This is a genomic window from Cohnella cholangitidis, assembly GCF_014107495.1.
GTDB classification, from domain to species: Bacteria; Bacillota; Bacilli; order Paenibacillales; family Paenibacillaceae; genus Cohnella; species Cohnella cholangitidis.
In genome coordinates, this window is sequence record NZ_CP041969.1 from 1,040,729 (window position 1) to 1,059,832 (window position 19,104).

The window sequence follows — 19,104 nt, forward strand, 5'->3', positions numbered from 1 at the left end:
GGATTAGCGGTTGTCTTCGTAAGGCTCGGACAACAAGAGCGGCAGATGCAGCCGGAACAGCGTTCCTTGCGGAAGAGGAATCATTTCCAGCTCGCCTTTATCCTTAAACAGCAATCTCAGCCTTTCCTTTACGTTCGCAAGTCCGATTCCGGGTCGTTTGCGGCCTTTCTCCTGATTCAATCCGGAACTCTCGACGCCGACTCCGTTATCCTCGACCTCCAAGGTCAATCGATCGGACGACTCTCCGCTTATGCCCATTCGAATCTGTATGCGTCCTCCCTCGGCCATGTTGCCGATGCCATGCTTAATCGCATTGTCTACGAGCGGCTGCAGGCTTAGCTTAGGAACAAGGGCGTACTGGAGATCCTCGTCGTAGCTGAACTCGACCTCGAAACGGTTGCCGTACCTGACCAGCTGAATGTAGATGAACGCCTTGGTCAGCTCGATCTCGTCTTGGAGATGGATGAGGTCCACGTCCGAGTTGAGGCTCATCTCCAGCAGCTTACCTAGCGACAGGCACATTTCGACGATCTCCTCGTTCCGGCTTCGGAGGCCTATCCACTTCATCGTGTTAAGCGTATTGAGCAGAAAATGCGGATTCATCTGGGCGAGCAGCATCTGAAAGTGGACGGCGTCCTTCTGTCGTTCTTCCGCCTTCAGCCGCTGGATCAGCTCGTTCATGTCGACCATCATCGTATTGAACGTACGCGTCAGCTCCAGAATCTCGCCTTTGTAATTTTTCTCGGGAAGACGGATGCGCAGATCTTTGCGCACGGCTTCCTTCATCTTGTTCTGCATGTGGGAGAGCGGCCTCGTGAACGTATACGCGATCATGAACGCAACGATGATGAACGCGGCCGTAATCAAAAAGAACGTGACGAAATATTGATGCTTCAAGGTTTCGATCTCGTTAAACAGAATATGGAGAGGAATCCGGTTGACCATGTACCAGTCCAAGGAGGACAGATAGCTGTAGTTGACGAGCGCGTCGTTCTTCCTGTCGGTCCAGAATCCGTTCTCCGGCGAGCCGGATATTTCCTTGATCGCCTCTGGCGATAGCTTGCCTTCCGGCACGGAACTCGCAATCAGTTCGCCCTTCCTCGTCATGATGAAATAAGCCTGGTCGCTCGCCGATTTCTGCAGAACGGATTGAAACCAGAAGGAGAAGTCGATGCTTATTCTCGCCAAGCCGTACGTCTTGTTGTTGCGGTCTCGCAGTTCGGCGTACAGCGACAGCAGCCTGGGACTTTTCGTAATGTCGCGGGAAACGTAATTGTCGTCGTCCGGAATCCAGAGGTAAGAGGCTTTGGTTTCTTTCATCGAGACGAAATTCGGATTGGACGAAATGCTGTCGTAATTCAGCGTGACCTTGGGCAGGTAGGACGTATATACGTGCCCGTGATCGTCCAGCAAAGTGAAATAGACGGAGGGATTATATAAGAAGAAACTGTTGTTGAGGCCTTTGAACTTATCCTCCATCAGTTCCTTGTTGTCCAAGACGGAACGCTTGTCCGGATTTTGCAAAATTTGCCGCACGTCCGAATCCTGCTCTAGGAAGATCAGCGTCTTGAACGCGATGCTCAGATGGTCTTCCAAGGAACGGTGCAGGTTGTCCAGCTGCTCGTGGCTTTGCTCGCTAATTTTTTGCTGGACGAGAGACTCGATTTTCGTATAGTTGGATATGTTCAAAATGCTGAAAGGGAGAAGAATGACGAGGACGAAAACGGCGAACAAACGGTATTTCAGCTTATGGGGAACCCAATATCCCAGCCAACCCCGCATCATAGATGTCCCCCTTCGTATCTAGTGCTCCCATTATATCACCTGGGCACCTCCTGATAAGCCGACGGAACGAAATGCACAAATATGTAAGACCGGGAGCCCGCAAACAACATCAAATCGTTCTACTTTTCCACTTAATCCCTATTTCCGTTTGACGGAACGAATAGATCGCCCTCCCGATCGGTCAACGGAACCGAACGGAAGAGCGATCTCGAGAGCTTAATTATTTCGACACGGACTTAAACCATTCGTTAACTTCCTGCGTGACTTTATCTCCGCCGTTCGCTTTCCAGCTAGCGACGAATTCATCGAACGCGTCAACCGGAAGTTTGCCGTAAATGATTTTGTTGAACGTCTCGAGCTCGGACTGGCGAAGCAAATTCCATTTCTCGATCATCGTAGGCGTTGCGGCGCCCGTAAAGTAGTTTTGTTTGCGAATGTCGATCTGCGACATGACAACCTTCGCCGCATACCAGTTTTCCGGTTTACGGAACGTTTCTTGTTGCTTCTCGTACGGCGTTTCCGCGGTGCCGCCGTCCGCCAGCTTGACGAGGGACTTCATGTACAGGTCGGGAATGCGCGCAGGACCCGTGATGTACGGGAACTTGTCGAAGAAGTCCGCTCCGATTTTCTCTTTGTCGTTCGTTGGTTGGCCGTCTATGATATCCCAGTCATACCCTTTGGCAAAGCCGTATTCGTACGGACTTCCGACGGTCGGATTAGCCAGGTTGTCGAGCAAATAGTTGTAGTATAGGATGATGGCTTCCGGATGTTTCGCGTCTTTGTTGATCATGAAGCTGCTGTTGACGCCGGAGTTCTGCCATTTGGTGCCGATCAAACCGTCTGGACCCGCAGGTACCGGATAGGCTTTGTATTTCGCGCCTTTTACGTTTTTCAGCAAGTCCGGGGCCGGCCAGTCGGGTACCCAGTTCGCGCCCGGTAATACGCCGGCGTTCCCTTTGGTCCAAATCTCGGCCGATTTTCCTTCGTCCCAAAGAGCGGAGTCCGGGTGAATATATCCTTTTTCCATCCATTCTTGCAGCTTGGCTAGCGCTTGCTTAGCGCCGGGATTAACGGACCCGTATTCGAGATTGCCGTTCGCGTCTTTGTTCCACTGTTCCTGAACGGAACCGTAGGCGCCGAACAGCCAGTCCAGACCGCCCATCCAAGTATTCGTGTTGTTCTTTAACGAAATCGCGAGCGGGAATACGTCTTTCGCGGCCAATCCGTCCGGATTCTCGTTCTTGAACTTGTCCATGATGTTCTCGAGATCGGCTATCGTCTTCGGTTGTTGCAGGTTCAGCTTCTCCATCCAATCTTCGCGCAACCACAGAAGCGTGTCGTCGTTATCGGTATATTCCATGATCGGCAGGTTCCACTTCTTGCCGTTCTTCGTGAAGGGATACCACAATTCGGGGTGCTCGGCCGCGTGGTCTTTCCACACTTTAGTCGCGTACTTGTCGAACAACTCGTCGATCGGCATGAATTGCTCGGAGTCGATCAATTGATTAGTCAGAACCGGGTCCGTCGGCACTTGAACGAAGTCCGGCAGCTTCTCGCCGGAGGTGAGCGCGAGTTGAAGCTGCTGCCTGTATTGGTCGGAACCAGCCGGATACCAAGTATCCTTATGTTTAATGCCTAACGTTTCGAGCATCCAACGATCGTGGACGTTGTTGTCCTTCGTCTCTCCTTTGGTGTACTCCTTCGGCATGATAACGGTGCTGATGTCGATCGGCGGATCGTATTTGCCTTTCTCGAACGCCAGATCCGCTTCGGATTTGCCTGCGGATGCCGATGCGCTCGGACTAGTCGAGCCGGTTGCGGCCGCATTGCCGTTGTTCGCGTTGTTGCTGCTGCAGGCCGATACGATTAGCGATACCGCTACGAGCGGAAGCCATAGCTTGCTGAACTTAGCCATTATTTGTTTTCCCCCTACGATGTAAGATTCTCACGAGTTTACTTTACCAACGGGGCTAGGAAGTCATCTATAGGAGTTTCTTAGTTTCCATAGGATTCTGTCATGTTGTTATTTTCCTTCTCGGTATTCTTGGGGAGTAACCCCGAATTGCCTTTTGAACACTTTGATGAAATACGCCGGGTCCAAATAACCGATGTCCGCGCTGATCTCGTATATTTTCCGATCGGTCGTCTTAAGCTTATGGCAAGCGGTCTCCATCCGAAGACGGGACACGTACTCGCTTACTCCCTCGCCCGTTTCGATCTTGTACAGCTTCGAGAGATGCGTCGGATGCAGGTTAACGTGATCCGCCAGCGCCCGAAGGGAGACATCTTGGTGCAAGTTAGCCTGCACGAATTCCTGGATTTTCTTGACGTACACCGAGCGCGTGTCCTTCACCTTGTCGGAAGTTCCTTCTTTCAAGCCGTCCATCGCGGCGAAAGCCCAACTCCGCAGCTTGCTTATGGAAGAGAATGCTTCCCCGTTCTGCAACGCCTCGATATTGTCGCCGAGCAATCCGGCAAGCGTATATCCGTTGCGGTGGGCGAAATGTGTGTATGACGACGCGATGATATAGCCGGCTTCCAAGCAGTGCTCCAACGATTCGGACCACCTCTCGTCCAATTCCGCGAAGATGTCGCGCAGCTTCTCCTCCGCCGTTTCCCAGCGTCCGGCCTCCAACAGGTTGTTCAGCCCGGGCGGAGCGTAAATCGCATCCAACGCGCCTTGCTGCGACAAGCTATTGTCCAAGTCCGCCGCGCGTATGACGAATTCTCGTTCATCCCCAACGATCTGCCTGAAGTAGGCGAGCGCGTGCCGATATCGGCCGGACAATTGATCGGGGAAAACAAATCTTTCCGTCGTGACGATGGAGATAGACCCTTTCAAGAACTGCCTGACTTTCGATTGAAGCTGCATGGCAAGCTTCTCGAGCAGAACTTCTTTCCCGGAATCCTCAACCTTATCCTTGTATTGCAACAGGAAAGCCAAATAACCGTGCTCTTCCTTAACGCCCCACAGATTCGAAAATTCGCTGAAAATTTCCTCGGCAATATTGATGACCGCATATTCCAATAATTGTTGTCCGTTGTTGCGGTATTGCCCGAATTCGTCCTCCATTCGGACGAGCAACAGCGCGCATTCCCCTTCTCGAAAAGGCAAACCGTAGGTATCGAGCTTTCGGTGCCACTCTTCCGCGGACAACCGCTCCCCCCGGAACGCGCTTAACAGCAGTTGACCGCGCAGCAGCGGCAAGTTTTCCCGCAACGCGTACTGGGTTCGTTCAAAGGAGCTTACGCTTTCCCATTCCGTCTGCAGCTGCTCGACGGCGGATTTCACCGCCCCCAGTAGTTCATTGTCCGTCGGCGGTTTAAGCAGATAATCGACCGCTTGATGGCGGAGCGCTTCCTTCGCGTAATCGAAGTCGGAATGACCGGACAAGATAATGCACTTGATGTTTGTGTCCCGTTCGCGAATTTTACCGATAAGCTCGATTCCCGTCATCTCGGGCATGAGAACGTCGGAAATCACGATGTCGATCGGATGGGTCTCGATAATGCTGAGCGCTTCTTGCGCGGAATACGCTCTATGGACATGATCGATGCCAAGCGTGTGCCAAGGCTTGTTCATGGACAGGTTGTCCACCCAGTGGGCTTCGTCGTCAACGATGATCATTTGCATGAGGTCGTTCTCCTTGTTGTATGGAATAAGATCGGCTCTCTTCTTCGGGAATTTCCCATATGATCTCCGTACGTAATCCTCCAAGCTCGGATTTCACGAACAGGAGGCAAGACCGTTCCCCGAATTGATGGTTGATCCGTTGATGGGTATTCCAGAAGCCGTAACCCATGTCATCCTGCATCGGCCCCCGAATTTTGCGATTCAGCGCGTCCAACTGCTCTTCGGTCATACCGGGTCCGTCGTCATCGACGTATAATTTGCAGAAAGCGCCCGACATCTCGCCCGTAATTCGTATTTCCCCGGAAGAATAGCTCTTCCCTACCCCGTGAATGACGGCGTTCTCTACGACCGGCTGCAGCATAAGGCGCGGAACTTGCTGCTTCATCATTTCCCCGGGAATATCGATATGATAATGAATTCTGCCGTTGCGAAGCTTCTGGATGTCCAAGTAGTTGGTAATGAGTTGGACTTCCTCGGCGAGCGACGCCATCGGCCGCTCCATACGCGTAATGTATCGGTAATAGGCGCTCAAATTGTGTCCCATCGAGACGACGGCTTCCTCGTCTTTCATTTGCGCCATATTGATCATGTAACCGATGCAATTGTACAGAAAATGAGGATTGATTTGCGCCTGCAATTGCTTCAAGGTCGCTTCCCTAGCCAACACTTTCTCGTTCAGCACGTTCTCGATCAAGCTTTGTATTTGTCGGGACATATCGTTGAAACGGTAAAACAGGTAAGAAAACTCGTTGTTGCTGTTGGAATCGAGCCTCACCGAGAAGTCTCCCCGTTGCACGCTTTGCAATCCTCGAATGAGCTTGCGGATCGGACGTTGAACGTTACGGTACATGAGTACCGACGCGGATATTCCGACTGCGAAGAGCAAAGCCATCGCCAAATAGAACAGATTGCGGCTGAAGGAAATCGGTCCGAGAATTTGATCGAGCGGCACGATATCCACCAGATACCATTGGAGATGAGGCGACTTCACGGCGCTGAGCAGGTAGCTCTTATCATCTAATTCGACGACTTCCTGGATCGTATTCCCCAAGCTTTGCCCGTCCAAATACCGGACAAGCTCATTCGTCAGACGCTCCGAGGCGCTGCGGTTCAGGATCGGCTTATCTCCCTTGTGATAGAACAAAGGATCTCCTTGTCCGCCTGCCTTATAAGTGTCCAGCATGTTCTGGATATTGTCGTGGTTAAAGCTGGCCTCCACGACCAGATCGCTGCCTCCAAGCACGTCTTGCTGAACGAACGAATCCGTATAGAACCAATGAAACGCATTGTGCTGACCGGGTTCCGCCGTTTCTCCGTCGCCGTAAGACCATTTGCCGGTCACGTTTCTTTTCAAATATTCCGCATCGTACTCCACCTTGTCTTCGGAGTTCGAGATCGCTTCTTTGTTTAGTTGCGAATACACCGTGAATTTGACGGGCCATATGTTCATAACCCCCGATTGGAGCCTCATCTTCTCCTGAATGACGTATCTCGTCTGCATCCGGTCGTAACGGTCGTCCCAGATGTTCAACCCGTTGAATTTGCGAACGTTCGGATCTCTGGAGAAAGTCACGACGAAGTCCATCGTTTGATTGATCCGCGATTCGATCTGGCTCGACAAGAAGGATAGTTGCTTGCTGTTCGAAGCCTGAAGCTCTTTATTCATGACTTTGGAAGTCACTCCGTTGGAGTAAGTAAACAAAACGATAATCGGAATGAACAAGACAAGGATCAATCCGTTGATTTTCACGAACAGGCTAGCCTTGGAACCCTTCCTTTTTTTCATCAAACCCAAACCTTTTATCCGCATCCTTAATCCGCCCCCACGAACAAGATCCCTAACAAAACCCTATCGATCCTAACAATGTCATATAGTTCGATGATCATACGCGTTGTTACTATATATATCAAGGTATCAAGGCTTCACCTTATAAACAATTGAGATTTTATGGAACGGGAGAGTGCTATGGAAGAAAATACACTGCGTAAAGCCGACTTCAAAGCCGTCCGGAAATCCGAAAAGAGAAAAGGCTACAAGATTCCGTGGACTTTGCACTTGATGGTGCTGCCTGCCGTCCTGCTCGTTTTCGTTTTTTCCTACTTGCCCATGTCGGGTTTCGTGATGGCGTTTCAGGATTATAAAGCCGCGCTTGGAATTACCGGCTCTCCATGGGTCGGTTTGAAACATTTTCGATTTATGTTCGAGAATGATTACTTCGTCAAAATCATTGGGAATACGGTGTTGTTCGCATGCTCCAAAGTTTTGCTGAACTTGATCATCCCTTTTACTTTCGCCTTGTTGCTGAACGAGGTCAGGCATATGGGTTACAAGCGATCCATTCAGACGCTCGTCTATTTGCCCCACTTTCTGTCATGGGTTATCCTCTCGGGCATCCTGATCGACTTGCTTTCCCAAACCGGCATCGTCAACCAATTCCTGACGTTCCTGTTCGATCTTAAAAAACCGATTTTCTTCTTGGGCGACGGAACTTGGTTCCGGCTCACGATTATTTTCAGCGACGTCTGGAAGGAATTCGGATTTAATACGATCATCTTCCTTGCCGCATTGGCCGGAATAAACCCTTCGTTATACGAGGCAGCCGAAGTCGACGGAGCAGGCCGGTTCAAGCAAACGATGTCGATTACGATTCCGTCGCTCGTGCCGATTCTAATCGTCGTCGCGACGCTAGCCTTGGGCAACGTCATGAACGCGAACTTCGACCAAGTATTCAACTTGTACAGCCCGATGATCTACCAACAAGGCGATATCATCGACACGTTCGTCTACCGGGAAGGCTTGCTGAGCGGCCAATTCAGTTTCGCGACGGCGGTCAGCCTCTTCAAATCGATGATCAGCCTGATTCTAATCATCATCTCGTACCGACTTGCGTTCAAATTCGCCGGATATAGAATCTTCTAGGAAGGATGTCATCGCATGTACCATAAAACGTTGCCTTACCGAATATTCAGCGTGTTTAACTATGCGCTGCTCGGGATCATCGCGATCGTTTGTCTGCTCCCGTTGTTCCACTTGCTGATGGTGTCCTTGAGCTCGACCGCTCCGGCCAACGCCGGACTCGTGTCGTTCTGGCCGGTCGGCTTCACGTTCGAAGCTTACGCGAGAACGTTCGAGAACGAACACTTCTTAACTTCTCTAGTCGTTTCCTTAAAAAGGACCATTCTCGGTACGGCGCTCGCTCTAGCCGTAAACGCCGCCGCCGCGTACGCGCTCTCCAAGGATACCCGCGTGTTCCGCGCCAGAAACGTTTACCTGTGGTATTTCGTCGTCACGATGCTCTTTACCGGCGGTCTTATTCCAAGCTACATCCTCATCTTGAAGCTCGGCTTATTGAATAATCTGTTGGCTTTGATCCTTCCGGGATTGGTCACGGTGTACAACGTCATCCTGCTCCTGAACTTCTTCCGCACCGTGCCGAAAGAACTGGAAGAAGCCGCGTTCATGGACGGAGCCGGGCATCTTCGCAGCTTTTTCTCGATCTATTTGCCGATCTCGTTGCCGGCGATAGCGACGATTGCTTTATTCACGATGGTCGGCCACTGGAACGCCTACTTCGACGGCTTGATCTACATGAAGCAGGCCGAGAAACTTCCGCTGGCCAGCTTCATGCAAACCATTATCGTAGCCAACGATATGACCGGTTTCGATGTATCCGTCGTCGTCAACAAGTCTCAGCGGACGATCAAGGCTGCCCAGATCTTCATAGGCGCGCTGCCGATTCTGATCGTCTATCCGTTCCTGCAGCGCTTCTTCGTTAAAGGAGTCGTCATTGGCGCCGTTAAGGAATAGTGGGTTGTCGAGCGCGGCCGGTTACGCAATCGCGTGCCTGCCGCGCTCTTTTTTTATTTGCTCAGCTTTACACCTCGTACGCCTGTCGCTTAAAAAACGGATTATTTCACCAGCTTGAACGGAAGCGCGGCATTTGTCTTGCTATTCGGACCGACATAGGCGACGAACGCACCGGCATCGCTGTCATGCGTAAGATCCGAGTGATAATATCGCAGTTGCTTCTCGCTTAACGTGAATTGGATCTCGCGGCTCTCTCCCGGCCGAAGCGCGACTTTGCGGAAATCCTTCAATTCCTTGACCGGCCGCACGACTTCCCCCGACATGTCGCGCACGTACATCTGCACCGTTTCTACTCCGGCCCTGCTTCCCTTGTTCGTCAGCGTGACCGATACTCGCAGTTGCTCGTCCTTCGTTATGACCTCGGACGAAAGCGCGGCATCGCCGTATTCGAATTCGGAATAGCCGAGACCGAATCCGAAAGGAAGCAACGGTTCGTTCGGAATGTCCAAATACTGGGACACGTAACGAACTTGAGCGTCGGGGGCTCCTTGCGGGCGTCCCGTGTTATACGCGTTATAGTAAACGGGAACTTGCCCTACGCTATAAGGGAAGGACATCGTGAGCCTGCCTTCCGGGTTAGCGTCGCCGAACAGCAAATCCGCGATCGCGTTGCCCGCTTCGGAGCCCGGATACCAAGCTTCGAGTACGGCATCGGCTTCTTCGTATACCCCATGCAAATCCAGCGGACGTCCATTGAACAAGACGACGACGATCGGTTTGCCGAGCGACTTGATCTTGCGAACCAATTCCAATTGTATCTCCGGCAGACGAATGTCCGCCCGGCAGCCCGCTTCCCCGCTCATATCCGAGTGTTCGCCCAGCGCAAGAACGATCGTCTCGGCAGCTTGAGCCGCCGCCAGCGCCTCCTGCCATTGCTCCTCCGTCGCCGTTTCGATTCCGCAGCCGTCAGCGACCGTCAGCGATCCGGACATTTTGCTTCTCAATCCGGCGTCTAGCTTGACGGCATCGTCTTTGGAGCCTGTCCATGACCATGGCCCGAGCACGTCGCCGTTTCTCGCGAACGGACCGATCAAAGCGATCGACCGATCGCCCTTAAGTGGAAGCGCTCCTTCGTTCTTCAACAACACGCAGGATTTAACCGCAAGCTCCCGCGCGGTCTCGCGGTGTTCTTCGCAGAACACGATGTCCTTCTCGCGCTCCGGATCGGCTGCCCGGTAGGGGTTGTCGAACAGCCCCAGCTTTTGTTTCAAGGTTAATATCCGCAGCACCGCTTCGTCGATCAGCGCGACGTCTACTTCCTTGGCGTCCACGAGCTCGGACAGGTGCTTGACGTAGCAGGAAGTCATCATTTCGATGTCTACTCCCGCTTTGATCGCCTTGGCCGCCGCTTCCGATTCGTCCGCCGCGATACCGTGCGCGATCAACTCCTTCACCGCTCCCCAGTCGGAGATAATGATCCCGTCGAAGCCCCATTCCTCTCTCAGCAGCTTTCGCATGAGCTTCGAATTGCCCGTCGCCGGAATGCCGTCCACCGTGTTAAAAGAAGTCATCACCATTTCGCAGCCTTCGTCTAACGCGGCTTTATATGCCGGCAAGTAAAATTCGCGCATCTGGCGGTCCGACAAATCGACCGTATTATAATCCCGGCCGGCTTCTGCCGCGCCGTAAGCCGCGAAATGCTTCACGCACGCCGCCACCCTGTCCGTATCGCCCGACAGATCCGTTCCTTGGAATCCTCTGACGAATGCCCGCGCGAATTCCGAGTTCAGATAAGGATCTTCACCCGTCGATTCCACGACTCGGCCCCATCGCGGATCGCGAACGAGATCCGCCATCGGCGCATAAGTAACGTGAACGCCGGATACGGACGCTTCCTTGGCGGCGATCTCCGCGCTCTTCTCCGCGAGCTCCATATCCCAAGAGCAACCGATAGCGAGCGGTACGGGGAAAATCGTTTTGAAGCCGTGTACGATATCCGCCATCATCAGCAACGGAATGCCTAGGCGGTTGTTGTTCAGATGCGCGCGCTGCACGTTAATCGTTTCCGATGCTCCAGCCATGCCGAGGACGGACCCGGAGTTGTGGACGGTTTCTTCCGTAATGCCGAGCGAAGCCATCGGCCCCGTAATCAGACCGTCTCCATCCGCCCCCTCGTAGAACGGCACGGCCAATTGAATAAGCTGGGCTATCTTTTCGTCGAGCGTCATTTGATCCAGAAGGTTTTTCAAGTTTCGATGTTTAACCGCATCGGCCGGTGATAGATGATTCGAATCGGACATGATCTTTAGCAGCCCCTCTAGTTGGTTGATAAAATTTGCAATCGAAACGTTTCGATCGACTTCAAATTGATTATAAATCCGTTTTTTTAGCGCTGTCAAACTTATATTTTATGTACATTTAGTCTCACTATTAACTCTTGAAAGAAGATCGCCCTTTAGGTTATAGTTATTATCGAAACGTTTCGCGCGTTTTATTCAGTTATGTTCCTAGAAGGAGCGACAAGCGTGGTCAGCATTAAAGATATAGCCCGCAAAGCAGGCGTTTCCATTTCTACGGTATCCTACGCTCTTAACGGCAGTCCCAAGGTAACCGAAGAAACCGCTGCGAGAATTTTGAAGATCGCCGAAGAGATCCATTACGTCCCTCATGCCGCCGCAAGATCGCTGAAGAAGCGGCAATCCAACATTATCGGAATGTTTCTTACCGATTTCAGCGGCAATTTCTACGGGGACTTGCTCCAGGGGGTTAAAGAAGGACTGAACCGTAAAGGCTACGATCTTATCGTATGCAGCGGCATGCAATCCCGCCGGTTGATTCCCGAACGAATGATAGACGGCGCGATCGTGCTAGACGAGACGTTCTCCGACGAAGAACTGCTTAAATACGCGAATCAAGGCCATAAGCTCGTCGTTCTGGATCGCGAATTTAATCATCCGAACATCAATCAAGTGCTGCTCGACAACAAAGCCGGCGCTACGCTTGCCATGGATTATCTTCTGGAGCAAGGCCACGATAAAATTTACGTCGTTACGGGACCGAAGGGCTCGTACGATGCCAAGCAACGGCTTCATGCGGTCAAGCAAGCCGTCGAACGCAATCCCCATCTGGAATTCATCGAGATTGACGGCGATTTCGGCAAAGCCTCGGGAGAAGCAGCCGGGGAGCGGATCGCGAACGAATACAGACGCCCGGCCGCCGTATTCTGCCTTAACGACGAAATGGCCGTCGGACTGTGCCATTTTATCCGCAACCGTACTTCGCTTGTCATCGGCGAACAGATTCATCCGATCGGATTCGATAACATCGAGGTTTCCCAGTACATCCAGCCAAGCTCGCGACCATCGACTATTCCATGAGCAAATGGGGTTCCTTCGCCTCCGAGCAGCTGCTGAAAATGATCTCCGGGGATGGAGTGGAGCATGAGCGGATATACGTCACTTTAGTTAAGGGCGAGTCGGTGCAATCGGTTCGCGGGACTGTTTGACAGCGATCGAACGCGGACCAAAGAAGCTCATCCTTCGAATTGGATGAGCTTCTTAATGTTTTGCAGCAAGCCGGTTGCTATTTGAGATCACGAACGTGATCTCAAGCGTTTTAGTACCGCTTCACGGTACTATCGAGCTCATGAGCACGATTCCATGCGACAAAAAAAGGCTCAAGCTAGATGCTTGAGCCTTGCCATGAAATTGCCCGCTATAAATCGGCATGTTCGACTTTGCGGATCGATAAATAGGCTACGAGGAAGCCGATGATTCCTAACGTAATCGGAACCGCGATAATCTCGCCCAAGGAAGCTCCGTTATTGCTCGAGTTGATAACCGCTACGATAAGAATCGAAGAAACGATCGTCGTCGGTACGGATTTTTTCAACATCCCGAAAAACAACGGAACTAAAGCCATGCCCGCGGCGGCTACCGCGTTGACTCCGAGTTGCAGCGCCTGCTTCTTCACGATGTCGGCCGTCAACGGCGAGGGGAAAAAGTGCAGCTTCTCGTTGAAGAGATAGAATCCCGCGGATACGAGCACGGTGCCGATGATAACCAAAACAAACGTAATTACTCCGACAATAAGCAGTTTGGCAAGGAGCAGCTTTTTCCGGCTGATCGGGTACGTGAACAGGAGCGCCATCGTCTGATTGCGATATTCCTCCACGATAAGCTTGGATAGAAGGACCGAGGCATAGATGATGAAGGCGACTCGGACGATCATCCCGATGACCGACATCGCCTCCGCGTAATCTTTGAATCCTTCGGTTTTGTCCGAACCGATGAGCAGAGCGAATCCGAGAATACCGAGCAGAATCAGAGCCGCCGTCCTGAGAATGCCGGCGATCTTCACTTTCCTAAGCTCCAGTTTGACGAGATGCAGCATGTCGTTCTCCTCCTTGGATCAGTTGCATGAAATAATCTTCCAGCGAATGATTTTTCCGGTTGATCGAATCGACGGACACCCCGTTCAAGATCAAAGTGCGCGTCAACTCGCTCTGCGGCACCTTCAGGTCGTAGATTCTAATAACGCCGTTACCCTCCACGATCCGAAAGTTCGAAATTTTCAATACGCTCTCCAAGACGAAAGCCGCTTTCGTACCGTCCGAAACATGCAATTCGATATATTCCGCATGGCTGCCGCGAATTTCATCCATCGTAACCTCTTCCACCAGCCTGCCGGCGCGAATGATGCCTATCGTATCCGCGATTTGCTCCATTTCCCCGAGAATGTGGCTGGAGATCAACAACGTAATGCCATATTGCTTGCTCAGCATGAGGAATAAATCTCTCAGTTCCCGGATCCCTACCGGATCGAGACCGTTGATCGGCTCATCGAGAATGAGCAGCTCGGGTTTCGTCGTGATCGCCCGCGCGATCGCCAGCCTTTGCTTCATCCCGAGCGAAAACTCCTTGACCGGTTTGCGTTCGACGTTGCGCAAGTTCACGAGATTCAGAGCATCGCCGATCGCGCTCTTGTTGTAATAGCCCATGTACTCGCAATGAAGCTCCAGATTTTCCTGGGCGGTCATTTTATCGTAAAACACCGGATTTTCGATAATGTTGCCCATTCTCTTCAACACTTCGTACGAGGAAGGAGTTAATTTCTCCCCTAAAATCTCGATTTCCCCGCCGGTCGGTTTAACGAGATTCGTCATCATCTTCATGACCGTCGTTTTGCCCGCGCCGTTGGGACCTAGAAATCCGTAAATCTCGCCCTTCTTAATGTTCATGCTGACGTCGGACACGACCTCTTTGCCGCGATAAGATTTGGTTAAGCGATGCGTTCTTAGAATGTAGCTCACCGGCTGGTTCCCTCCCTGCTTTCTTTTCTTCATTACCTATCCTATCAGGGGGATCGAACTTTTCTATTACTCGAAACTTACGAAAATCTTACGAATTCGACGCCGCCGCGTTATACTCGAATTTCGGCTTGGCGAATCGCAACGTAAATACCGTCCGCTCGTAAGCTTTGCTCCGCAATTCGATTTTACCGTCCATCTGTTCGGTTAAGCGCTTGGCTATCGTCAGCCCTAAACCGCTTCCTACCGTGGAAGAGCTCCGGGAATCCTCCAACGTATACAACCGTTCGAACACTTTGTCCATATCCGTTTCCGGAATTCCTCTGCCTTTGTCCCACACGTCGACATACGCCGCATCCTGGTCTTGGCGGAGCGATAACCCGATCACGTTGCCTTCATAACCGTATCGAACCGCATTGGATAACAAATTATCCAATATCCGTCCGATCGCCTCATCGTCCGCATAAATATAGATAGGCGCTTCCGGAATGTCGATGGACACCTCGAGCCCTCTACCCGTCAATAGATCGTAATAGCCGAGCATGCTGTTCCGGCAAACTTCGTTCAAATGGATCCTTCTTCGTTCCAGTTGCCAGTCCCCGGACTCCAGCTTGGCCAAGTCGAAAAATTTATTCATCAGCGCCAGCACTTCCTCGGCTTTGGACTGCACCTTGGACAGCATGACGTCTCGTTCATCGGAGCTTAAAGCCCGGTTAAGCTTGATCGTCTCGATATAGCCGAGCACGACCGTCAGCGGCGTCTTCAGATCATGGGAAACGTTGGAGAGCATTCTCCTCATCGATAGGCTCATCTTCGCCGAATCCGACATCAGCTCATGATTGTACGAGAGCAGCCGATTCGTTCCGATCAGCAATTGCCTAAGTTCCGTCTCCGCCGTTACTAAAAGCAAACGCTCCGACGATCGGTCGGATATAATCGCGTTTAATTTATCGCTCATATATTCGAGACCGGCATTTCGTTCTTTCTTGGCCCTGTATTGCGCGACGTTCAGCGCCAGCGATAGAAGAAGCAGCGTCCCTAAAAGGTAATAGATCATTTCATTGATCACCTAACTTATAACCGATTCCCCATAACGTCTTGATATACCGGGGATTAGAAGGATCGTCTTCGATTTTTTCGCGGAGCCTTCGCATATGCACGTTAATTACGTTCTCGTCTCCGTAATACTCTTCGTTCCATATCCGCTCGTATAGCTGAGCCTTCGTGAATACCCGTTTCGGATGGGTAGCCAGCAGCCGCAAAATGGCAAACTCCTTGGCCGTCAGTTTGATCGCTTGCCCGTTCTTAGTCACGGAAAAATTGTCCGTATCGATGACGAGATCGAAGAGACGAACGGATTTATCCCCGCCGAGCGTATCCGGCTGCCAAGTCAGCTTGGAACGGCGAATCGCGGCCTTAACCCGTGCGCTCAGTTCGATGAGAGAAAACGGCTTCGCTATATAATCGTCTGCACCGAAACCTAACCCCAGCGCTTTATCCACATCGCCATTCTTCGCGGACACGATAATCACGGGAACCCAGCTTTTCTGCCGGACTTGCTGAAGCAAATCCATGCCGTTGAGTTGGGGCAGCATCAGATCGAGAATGATCAGATCGAATTCGTTGTTCCGAATCAGTCGATGGGCTTCCTCCCCGTCGAAAGCCGTTACGAGACGATACCCTTCCGTTCTCAAATGGTTCGCCACCATCTCGCTAATGGAGCTGTCGTCTTCTACTAGAAGGATCGTTTCCGACATCCCGCACCTCCCGAAATCCTTAATGCTTATTCTCTAGCAACTGACTGATTATACCATATCCCATAATCGGATCATTATGGACAACGGCATTTTCGACATTCAAATAGGTGTTGTATTTTACACTGTGTATAACATATACTGTTTATACAATACTCAGTTGTTGAGATATTCATTCAAGGAGGATACCCATGAATAAGTTCGCAATAGAAGTGAACGGTTTACGCAAAAAATTCGGCAGCCAAGTCGTGCTTGACGGCATTGATATTACCGTCCCGTCAGGCACTGTTTATGCGCTGCTCGGCCCCAACGGCGCCGGTAAGACGACGCTGATCCACATCCTGTCCACGTTGGCGGCAGCCGACGAAGGAACGGTTCGGGTAGCCGGCTACGATGTCGTAGCCGACAAGCTTAAAGTGAAACAATCGATTAGCCTTACCGGGCAGTTCGCGGCGGTGGACGATGCCCTGACCGCCGAGGAGAACTTGCGGATGATCTGCCGTCTATCCGGGCTATCAGCCTTGGAATCCCGCGTGAGAACGCACGAACTGTTGCAGCTCTTCGACCTAACGGGAGCAGCCAACAAACGGGTCAAAACCTATTCGGGCGGAATGCGCCGGCGGCTGGATCTCGCGATCAGCCTAGTCGTCAGTCGGCCGGTCCTGTTCCTCGATGAACCGACGACGGGGTTGGATACGATTAGCCGACGCGCCTTGTGGGAAATCATTCTTCAATTGAAGCAGTCGGGCATTACCGTATTTCTCACGACTCAATATTTGGAAGAAGCGGATCAACTGGCGGATACGATCTCCGTTATCGCCGGCGGACGCGTCGTCGCGACCGGCACGCCCGAGGAATTGAAAGCTCGCGTAGGCGGAGAAGTCATCGAATTATATAACGAGGATGATCAGGTAATCGAAGCTTTCCCGACGACCGGAAGCGTCCAGCACATCAGACATGCGCTGAACGAGCTCATCGCTAAGGTCCCTCAGGAAACGAAAGTGCGCATTCGCAAACCTAGCATGGACGATGTCTTCCTTGCCCTGACGACGAAACGATTGGAGGAGGTTTACTCATGACAACGCTCCGTTCGATAACCAAGCCTACTTCCTTCTGGGTAACGAACGCCGTCTTCATCGGCCGAAGCCTTCGTCTCAGCTTGCGGAATACCGAAGCTTTGCTTATGGCCATCCTGCTTCCGGTCATGCTCATGTTGTTGTTTACTTATGTATTCGGAGGGGCGCTCGATCCGAGCGGAGATTACGTTAACTACGTAGTTCCGGGCATCATTCTCCTCTGCGCGGGCTTCGGCTCCGCCAGCACGGCCGTGGATGTCGCCACCGATATGACGAACGGAATCATCGACCGTTTTCGAACGATGCCGATTCACAGCTTGAGCATCGTCACGGGCCATGTCGTCGCAAGCCTCGCCCGTAATTTGTTCGCAACCGCCGTAGTCATCGGAGTGGCATTGATCGTCGGGTTCCGGCCATCCGCCGGCGCGTTGGAATGGATAGCTGCGATAGGGATGATAACGTTGTTCATCTTGACGTTCACTTGGCTATTCGCGGCCATCGGCTTAGTCACGGGCAGTCCCTCCGCGGCTAGCGGATACGGGTTCATCCTGCTATTCTTACCTTATCTCTCCAGCGCTTTCGTCCGCACGGACACAATGCCTAGCTGGCTGCAAGGTGTTGCCGATCATCAACCGATCACGCCGGTCATCGAATCGATTCGCGGATGGCTGACGGGAACTCCGGTTCAAGACAACGCATGGTGGGCGCTCGGATGGTGCACGATCATTCTCTTGCTCTCCTTGACCTGGTGCTTCATTGCCTTTCAACGAAAAGCGGGACGCCGATAAGATCATCTTAAAGAGAACAGCGACCAGGCACTCGCCTGATCGCCGTTCTCTTCTCATTTGCCGGGTTTCTTCCCGACAAAATAATGTTCGATGCCGTCAAGAATACGCTCCAGCCCGAAATCGAAATCGTTGCCGACCGTATTCTCCGCCGCATTGTCGTCCGTGTATGCTCCGGACTGGATGATCGGGTACAGATTGGGATAACGGTCCGGTTTGACCAGGTGCTTGAGAGCGGCGCTATAATGGACTCCGCTAACGGAATCTTGGCTTGCTCCTTCCCGGATGGCTCGTTCGATATCCCGAATGATCATCCCGCTCGATCGCGAATAACTGCTAAGCAGCAAGATGATCGACATTTTTTCAAAATCGTTCAACGGGAAATCCCGCAATACCCGCAGCACCCAGTCGATAACGAGCAAATTATTGGGTCCTAGGGGAACGCCGGTAATCGGGATATCGCCGAACCACGGATGGATTCGGAAGACTTCGATACAAGCGTTAACGTATTCCCGCAAATCTTCGCGCCAATCCGACTCGCTCTTCTCCGGAGGGATCGGAATGGCGCACACGGTGTCCTGCATCAGTACGAGCAGGTCCTCCTTGCTGGAGATGTACCTATAGAGCGACATCGTTGTAAATCCCAAGGAACCGGCAACCCGATTCATCGACACGGCTGATAGCCCGTCTTTATCGGCGATGGCGATTGCCGCCTCGACGATTTTCTGTATGCTGAGTTCACCCTTCGGACCTCTCTTCGACTGTTTCCCTAAACCCCAGCTGAGCTTCACCCCATTGGGCAGAGCCTTCACGGCCTCGTGATCAAGGTCATCGTGATTTGACATGTTTCCTGTCCCCCATACGCTTTTGTTGCTGATCGAAATTGTATACTTAATAAACAGTATATCACAAACGCCCTTACAACTTCCGTTAGGGAAGCGTAAGGGCGTATCG

Annotated in this window: 14 protein-coding genes and 1 pseudogene; 5 read left to right on the forward strand and 10 right to left on the reverse strand. The window is 52.0% G+C overall.

The window, feature by feature from the left end:
• Nucleotides 1–3: 3 nt before the first annotated feature.
• The 4 genes from FPL14_RS05180 to FPL14_RS05195 all read right to left on the reverse strand — a co-directional run bounded on the left by FPL14_RS05180 (nucleotide 4) and on the right by FPL14_RS05195 (nucleotide 7,205).
• Complete coding sequence (locus FPL14_RS05180; protein ID WP_229263788.1) at nucleotides 4–1,785, reverse strand: sensor histidine kinase; 1,782 nt, start codon at nucleotides 1,783–1,785, stop codon at nucleotides 4–6.
• A gap of 220 nt (nucleotides 1,786–2,005) precedes the next feature.
• Nucleotides 2,006–3,700: a type 2 periplasmic-binding domain-containing protein gene (locus tag FPL14_RS05185; protein WP_182302013.1), complete on the reverse strand. Its 1,695-nt coding sequence runs from the start codon at nucleotides 3,698–3,700 to the stop codon at nucleotides 2,006–2,008.
• A 108-nt stretch (nucleotides 3,701–3,808) separates the two neighbouring features.
• On the reverse strand, nucleotides 3,809–5,419 hold the full coding sequence (locus FPL14_RS05190; RefSeq protein ID WP_182302014.1) for a response regulator transcription factor: 1,611 nt from the start codon (nucleotides 5,417–5,419) through the stop codon (nucleotides 3,809–3,811).
• Nucleotides 5,400–7,205, reverse strand: a complete 1,806-nt coding sequence (locus FPL14_RS05195) for a sensor histidine kinase (RefSeq protein WP_229263789.1) — start codon at nucleotides 7,203–7,205, stop codon at nucleotides 5,400–5,402. Before FPL14_RS05195 ends, FPL14_RS05190 begins: the two co-directional genes overlap by 20 nt.
• 180 nt (nucleotides 7,206–7,385) lie before the next feature.
• On the opposite strand from FPL14_RS05195, the gene FPL14_RS05200 reads away from it, so the two are divergent.
• Both FPL14_RS05200 and FPL14_RS05205 read left to right on the forward strand, forming a co-directional pair.
• On the forward strand, nucleotides 7,386–8,339 hold the full coding sequence (locus FPL14_RS05200) for an ABC transporter permease (protein ID WP_182302016.1): 954 nt from the start codon (nucleotides 7,386–7,388) through the stop codon (nucleotides 8,337–8,339).
• A gap of 15 nt (nucleotides 8,340–8,354) precedes the next feature.
• Complete coding sequence (locus FPL14_RS05205; RefSeq protein ID WP_182302017.1) at nucleotides 8,355–9,227, forward strand: carbohydrate ABC transporter permease; 873 nt, start codon at nucleotides 8,355–8,357, stop codon at nucleotides 9,225–9,227.
• Nucleotides 9,228–9,328: 101 nt separating this feature from the next.
• Here the strand turns inward: FPL14_RS05205 and FPL14_RS05210 are convergent, their stop codons facing one another.
• Nucleotides 9,329–11,527: a glycoside hydrolase family 3 N-terminal domain-containing protein gene (locus tag FPL14_RS05210; protein WP_182302018.1), complete on the reverse strand. Its 2,199-nt coding sequence runs from the start codon at nucleotides 11,525–11,527 to the stop codon at nucleotides 9,329–9,331.
• Nucleotides 11,528–11,752: 225 nt separating this feature from the next.
• Here FPL14_RS05210 and FPL14_RS05215 point away from each other — a divergent pair.
• Nucleotides 11,753–12,732, forward strand: a pseudogene (locus FPL14_RS05215) (LacI family DNA-binding transcriptional regulator).
• 209 nt (nucleotides 12,733–12,941) lie between these two features.
• Here FPL14_RS05215 and FPL14_RS05220 read toward each other — a convergent pair.
• The 4 genes from FPL14_RS05220 to FPL14_RS05235 form a co-directional block, all read right to left on the reverse strand.
• Nucleotides 12,942–13,619 carry an ABC transporter permease gene (locus tag FPL14_RS05220; protein ID WP_182302019.1) on the reverse strand — a complete coding sequence of 226 codons (678 nt, stop codon included), beginning with the start codon at nucleotides 13,617–13,619 and terminating at the stop codon, nucleotides 12,942–12,944.
• On the reverse strand, nucleotides 13,591–14,538 hold the full coding sequence (locus FPL14_RS05225; RefSeq protein ID WP_182302020.1) for an ABC transporter ATP-binding protein: 948 nt from the start codon (nucleotides 14,536–14,538) through the stop codon (nucleotides 13,591–13,593). The genes FPL14_RS05220 and FPL14_RS05225 overlap by 29 nt, the downstream gene beginning before the upstream one ends.
• A gap of 88 nt (nucleotides 14,539–14,626) precedes the next feature.
• Entirely contained in the window at nucleotides 14,627–15,592 is a 966-nt protein-coding gene (locus FPL14_RS05230) for a sensor histidine kinase (protein ID WP_182302021.1), read from the reverse strand.
• 1 nt (nucleotide 15,593) lies between these two features.
• Complete coding sequence (locus FPL14_RS05235) at nucleotides 15,594–16,292, reverse strand: response regulator transcription factor (RefSeq protein ID WP_182302022.1); 699 nt, start codon at nucleotides 16,290–16,292, stop codon at nucleotides 15,594–15,596.
• Between the two features lie 188 nt (nucleotides 16,293–16,480).
• Here FPL14_RS05235 and FPL14_RS05240 point away from each other — a divergent pair, with 188 nt between their 5' ends.
• Both FPL14_RS05240 and FPL14_RS05245 read left to right on the forward strand, forming a co-directional pair.
• Nucleotides 16,481–17,368, forward strand: coding sequence for an ATP-binding cassette domain-containing protein (locus FPL14_RS05240; protein ID WP_182302023.1), 888 nt, complete (start codon nucleotides 16,481–16,483; stop codon nucleotides 17,366–17,368).
• Nucleotides 17,365–18,153 (forward strand): ABC transporter permease, encoded by a 789-nt coding sequence (locus FPL14_RS05245; protein WP_182302024.1) that lies wholly within the window; start codon nucleotides 17,365–17,367, stop codon nucleotides 18,151–18,153. The genes FPL14_RS05240 and FPL14_RS05245 overlap by 4 nt, the downstream gene beginning before the upstream one ends.
• Nucleotides 18,154–18,206: 53 nt before the next feature.
• Here FPL14_RS05245 and FPL14_RS05250 read toward each other — a convergent pair whose 3' ends face one another.
• Nucleotides 18,207–18,995 carry a TetR/AcrR family transcriptional regulator gene (locus FPL14_RS05250; protein ID WP_182302025.1) on the reverse strand — a complete coding sequence of 263 codons (789 nt, stop codon included), beginning with the start codon at nucleotides 18,993–18,995 and terminating at the stop codon, nucleotides 18,207–18,209.
• Nucleotides 18,996–19,104 lie beyond the last annotated feature (109 nt).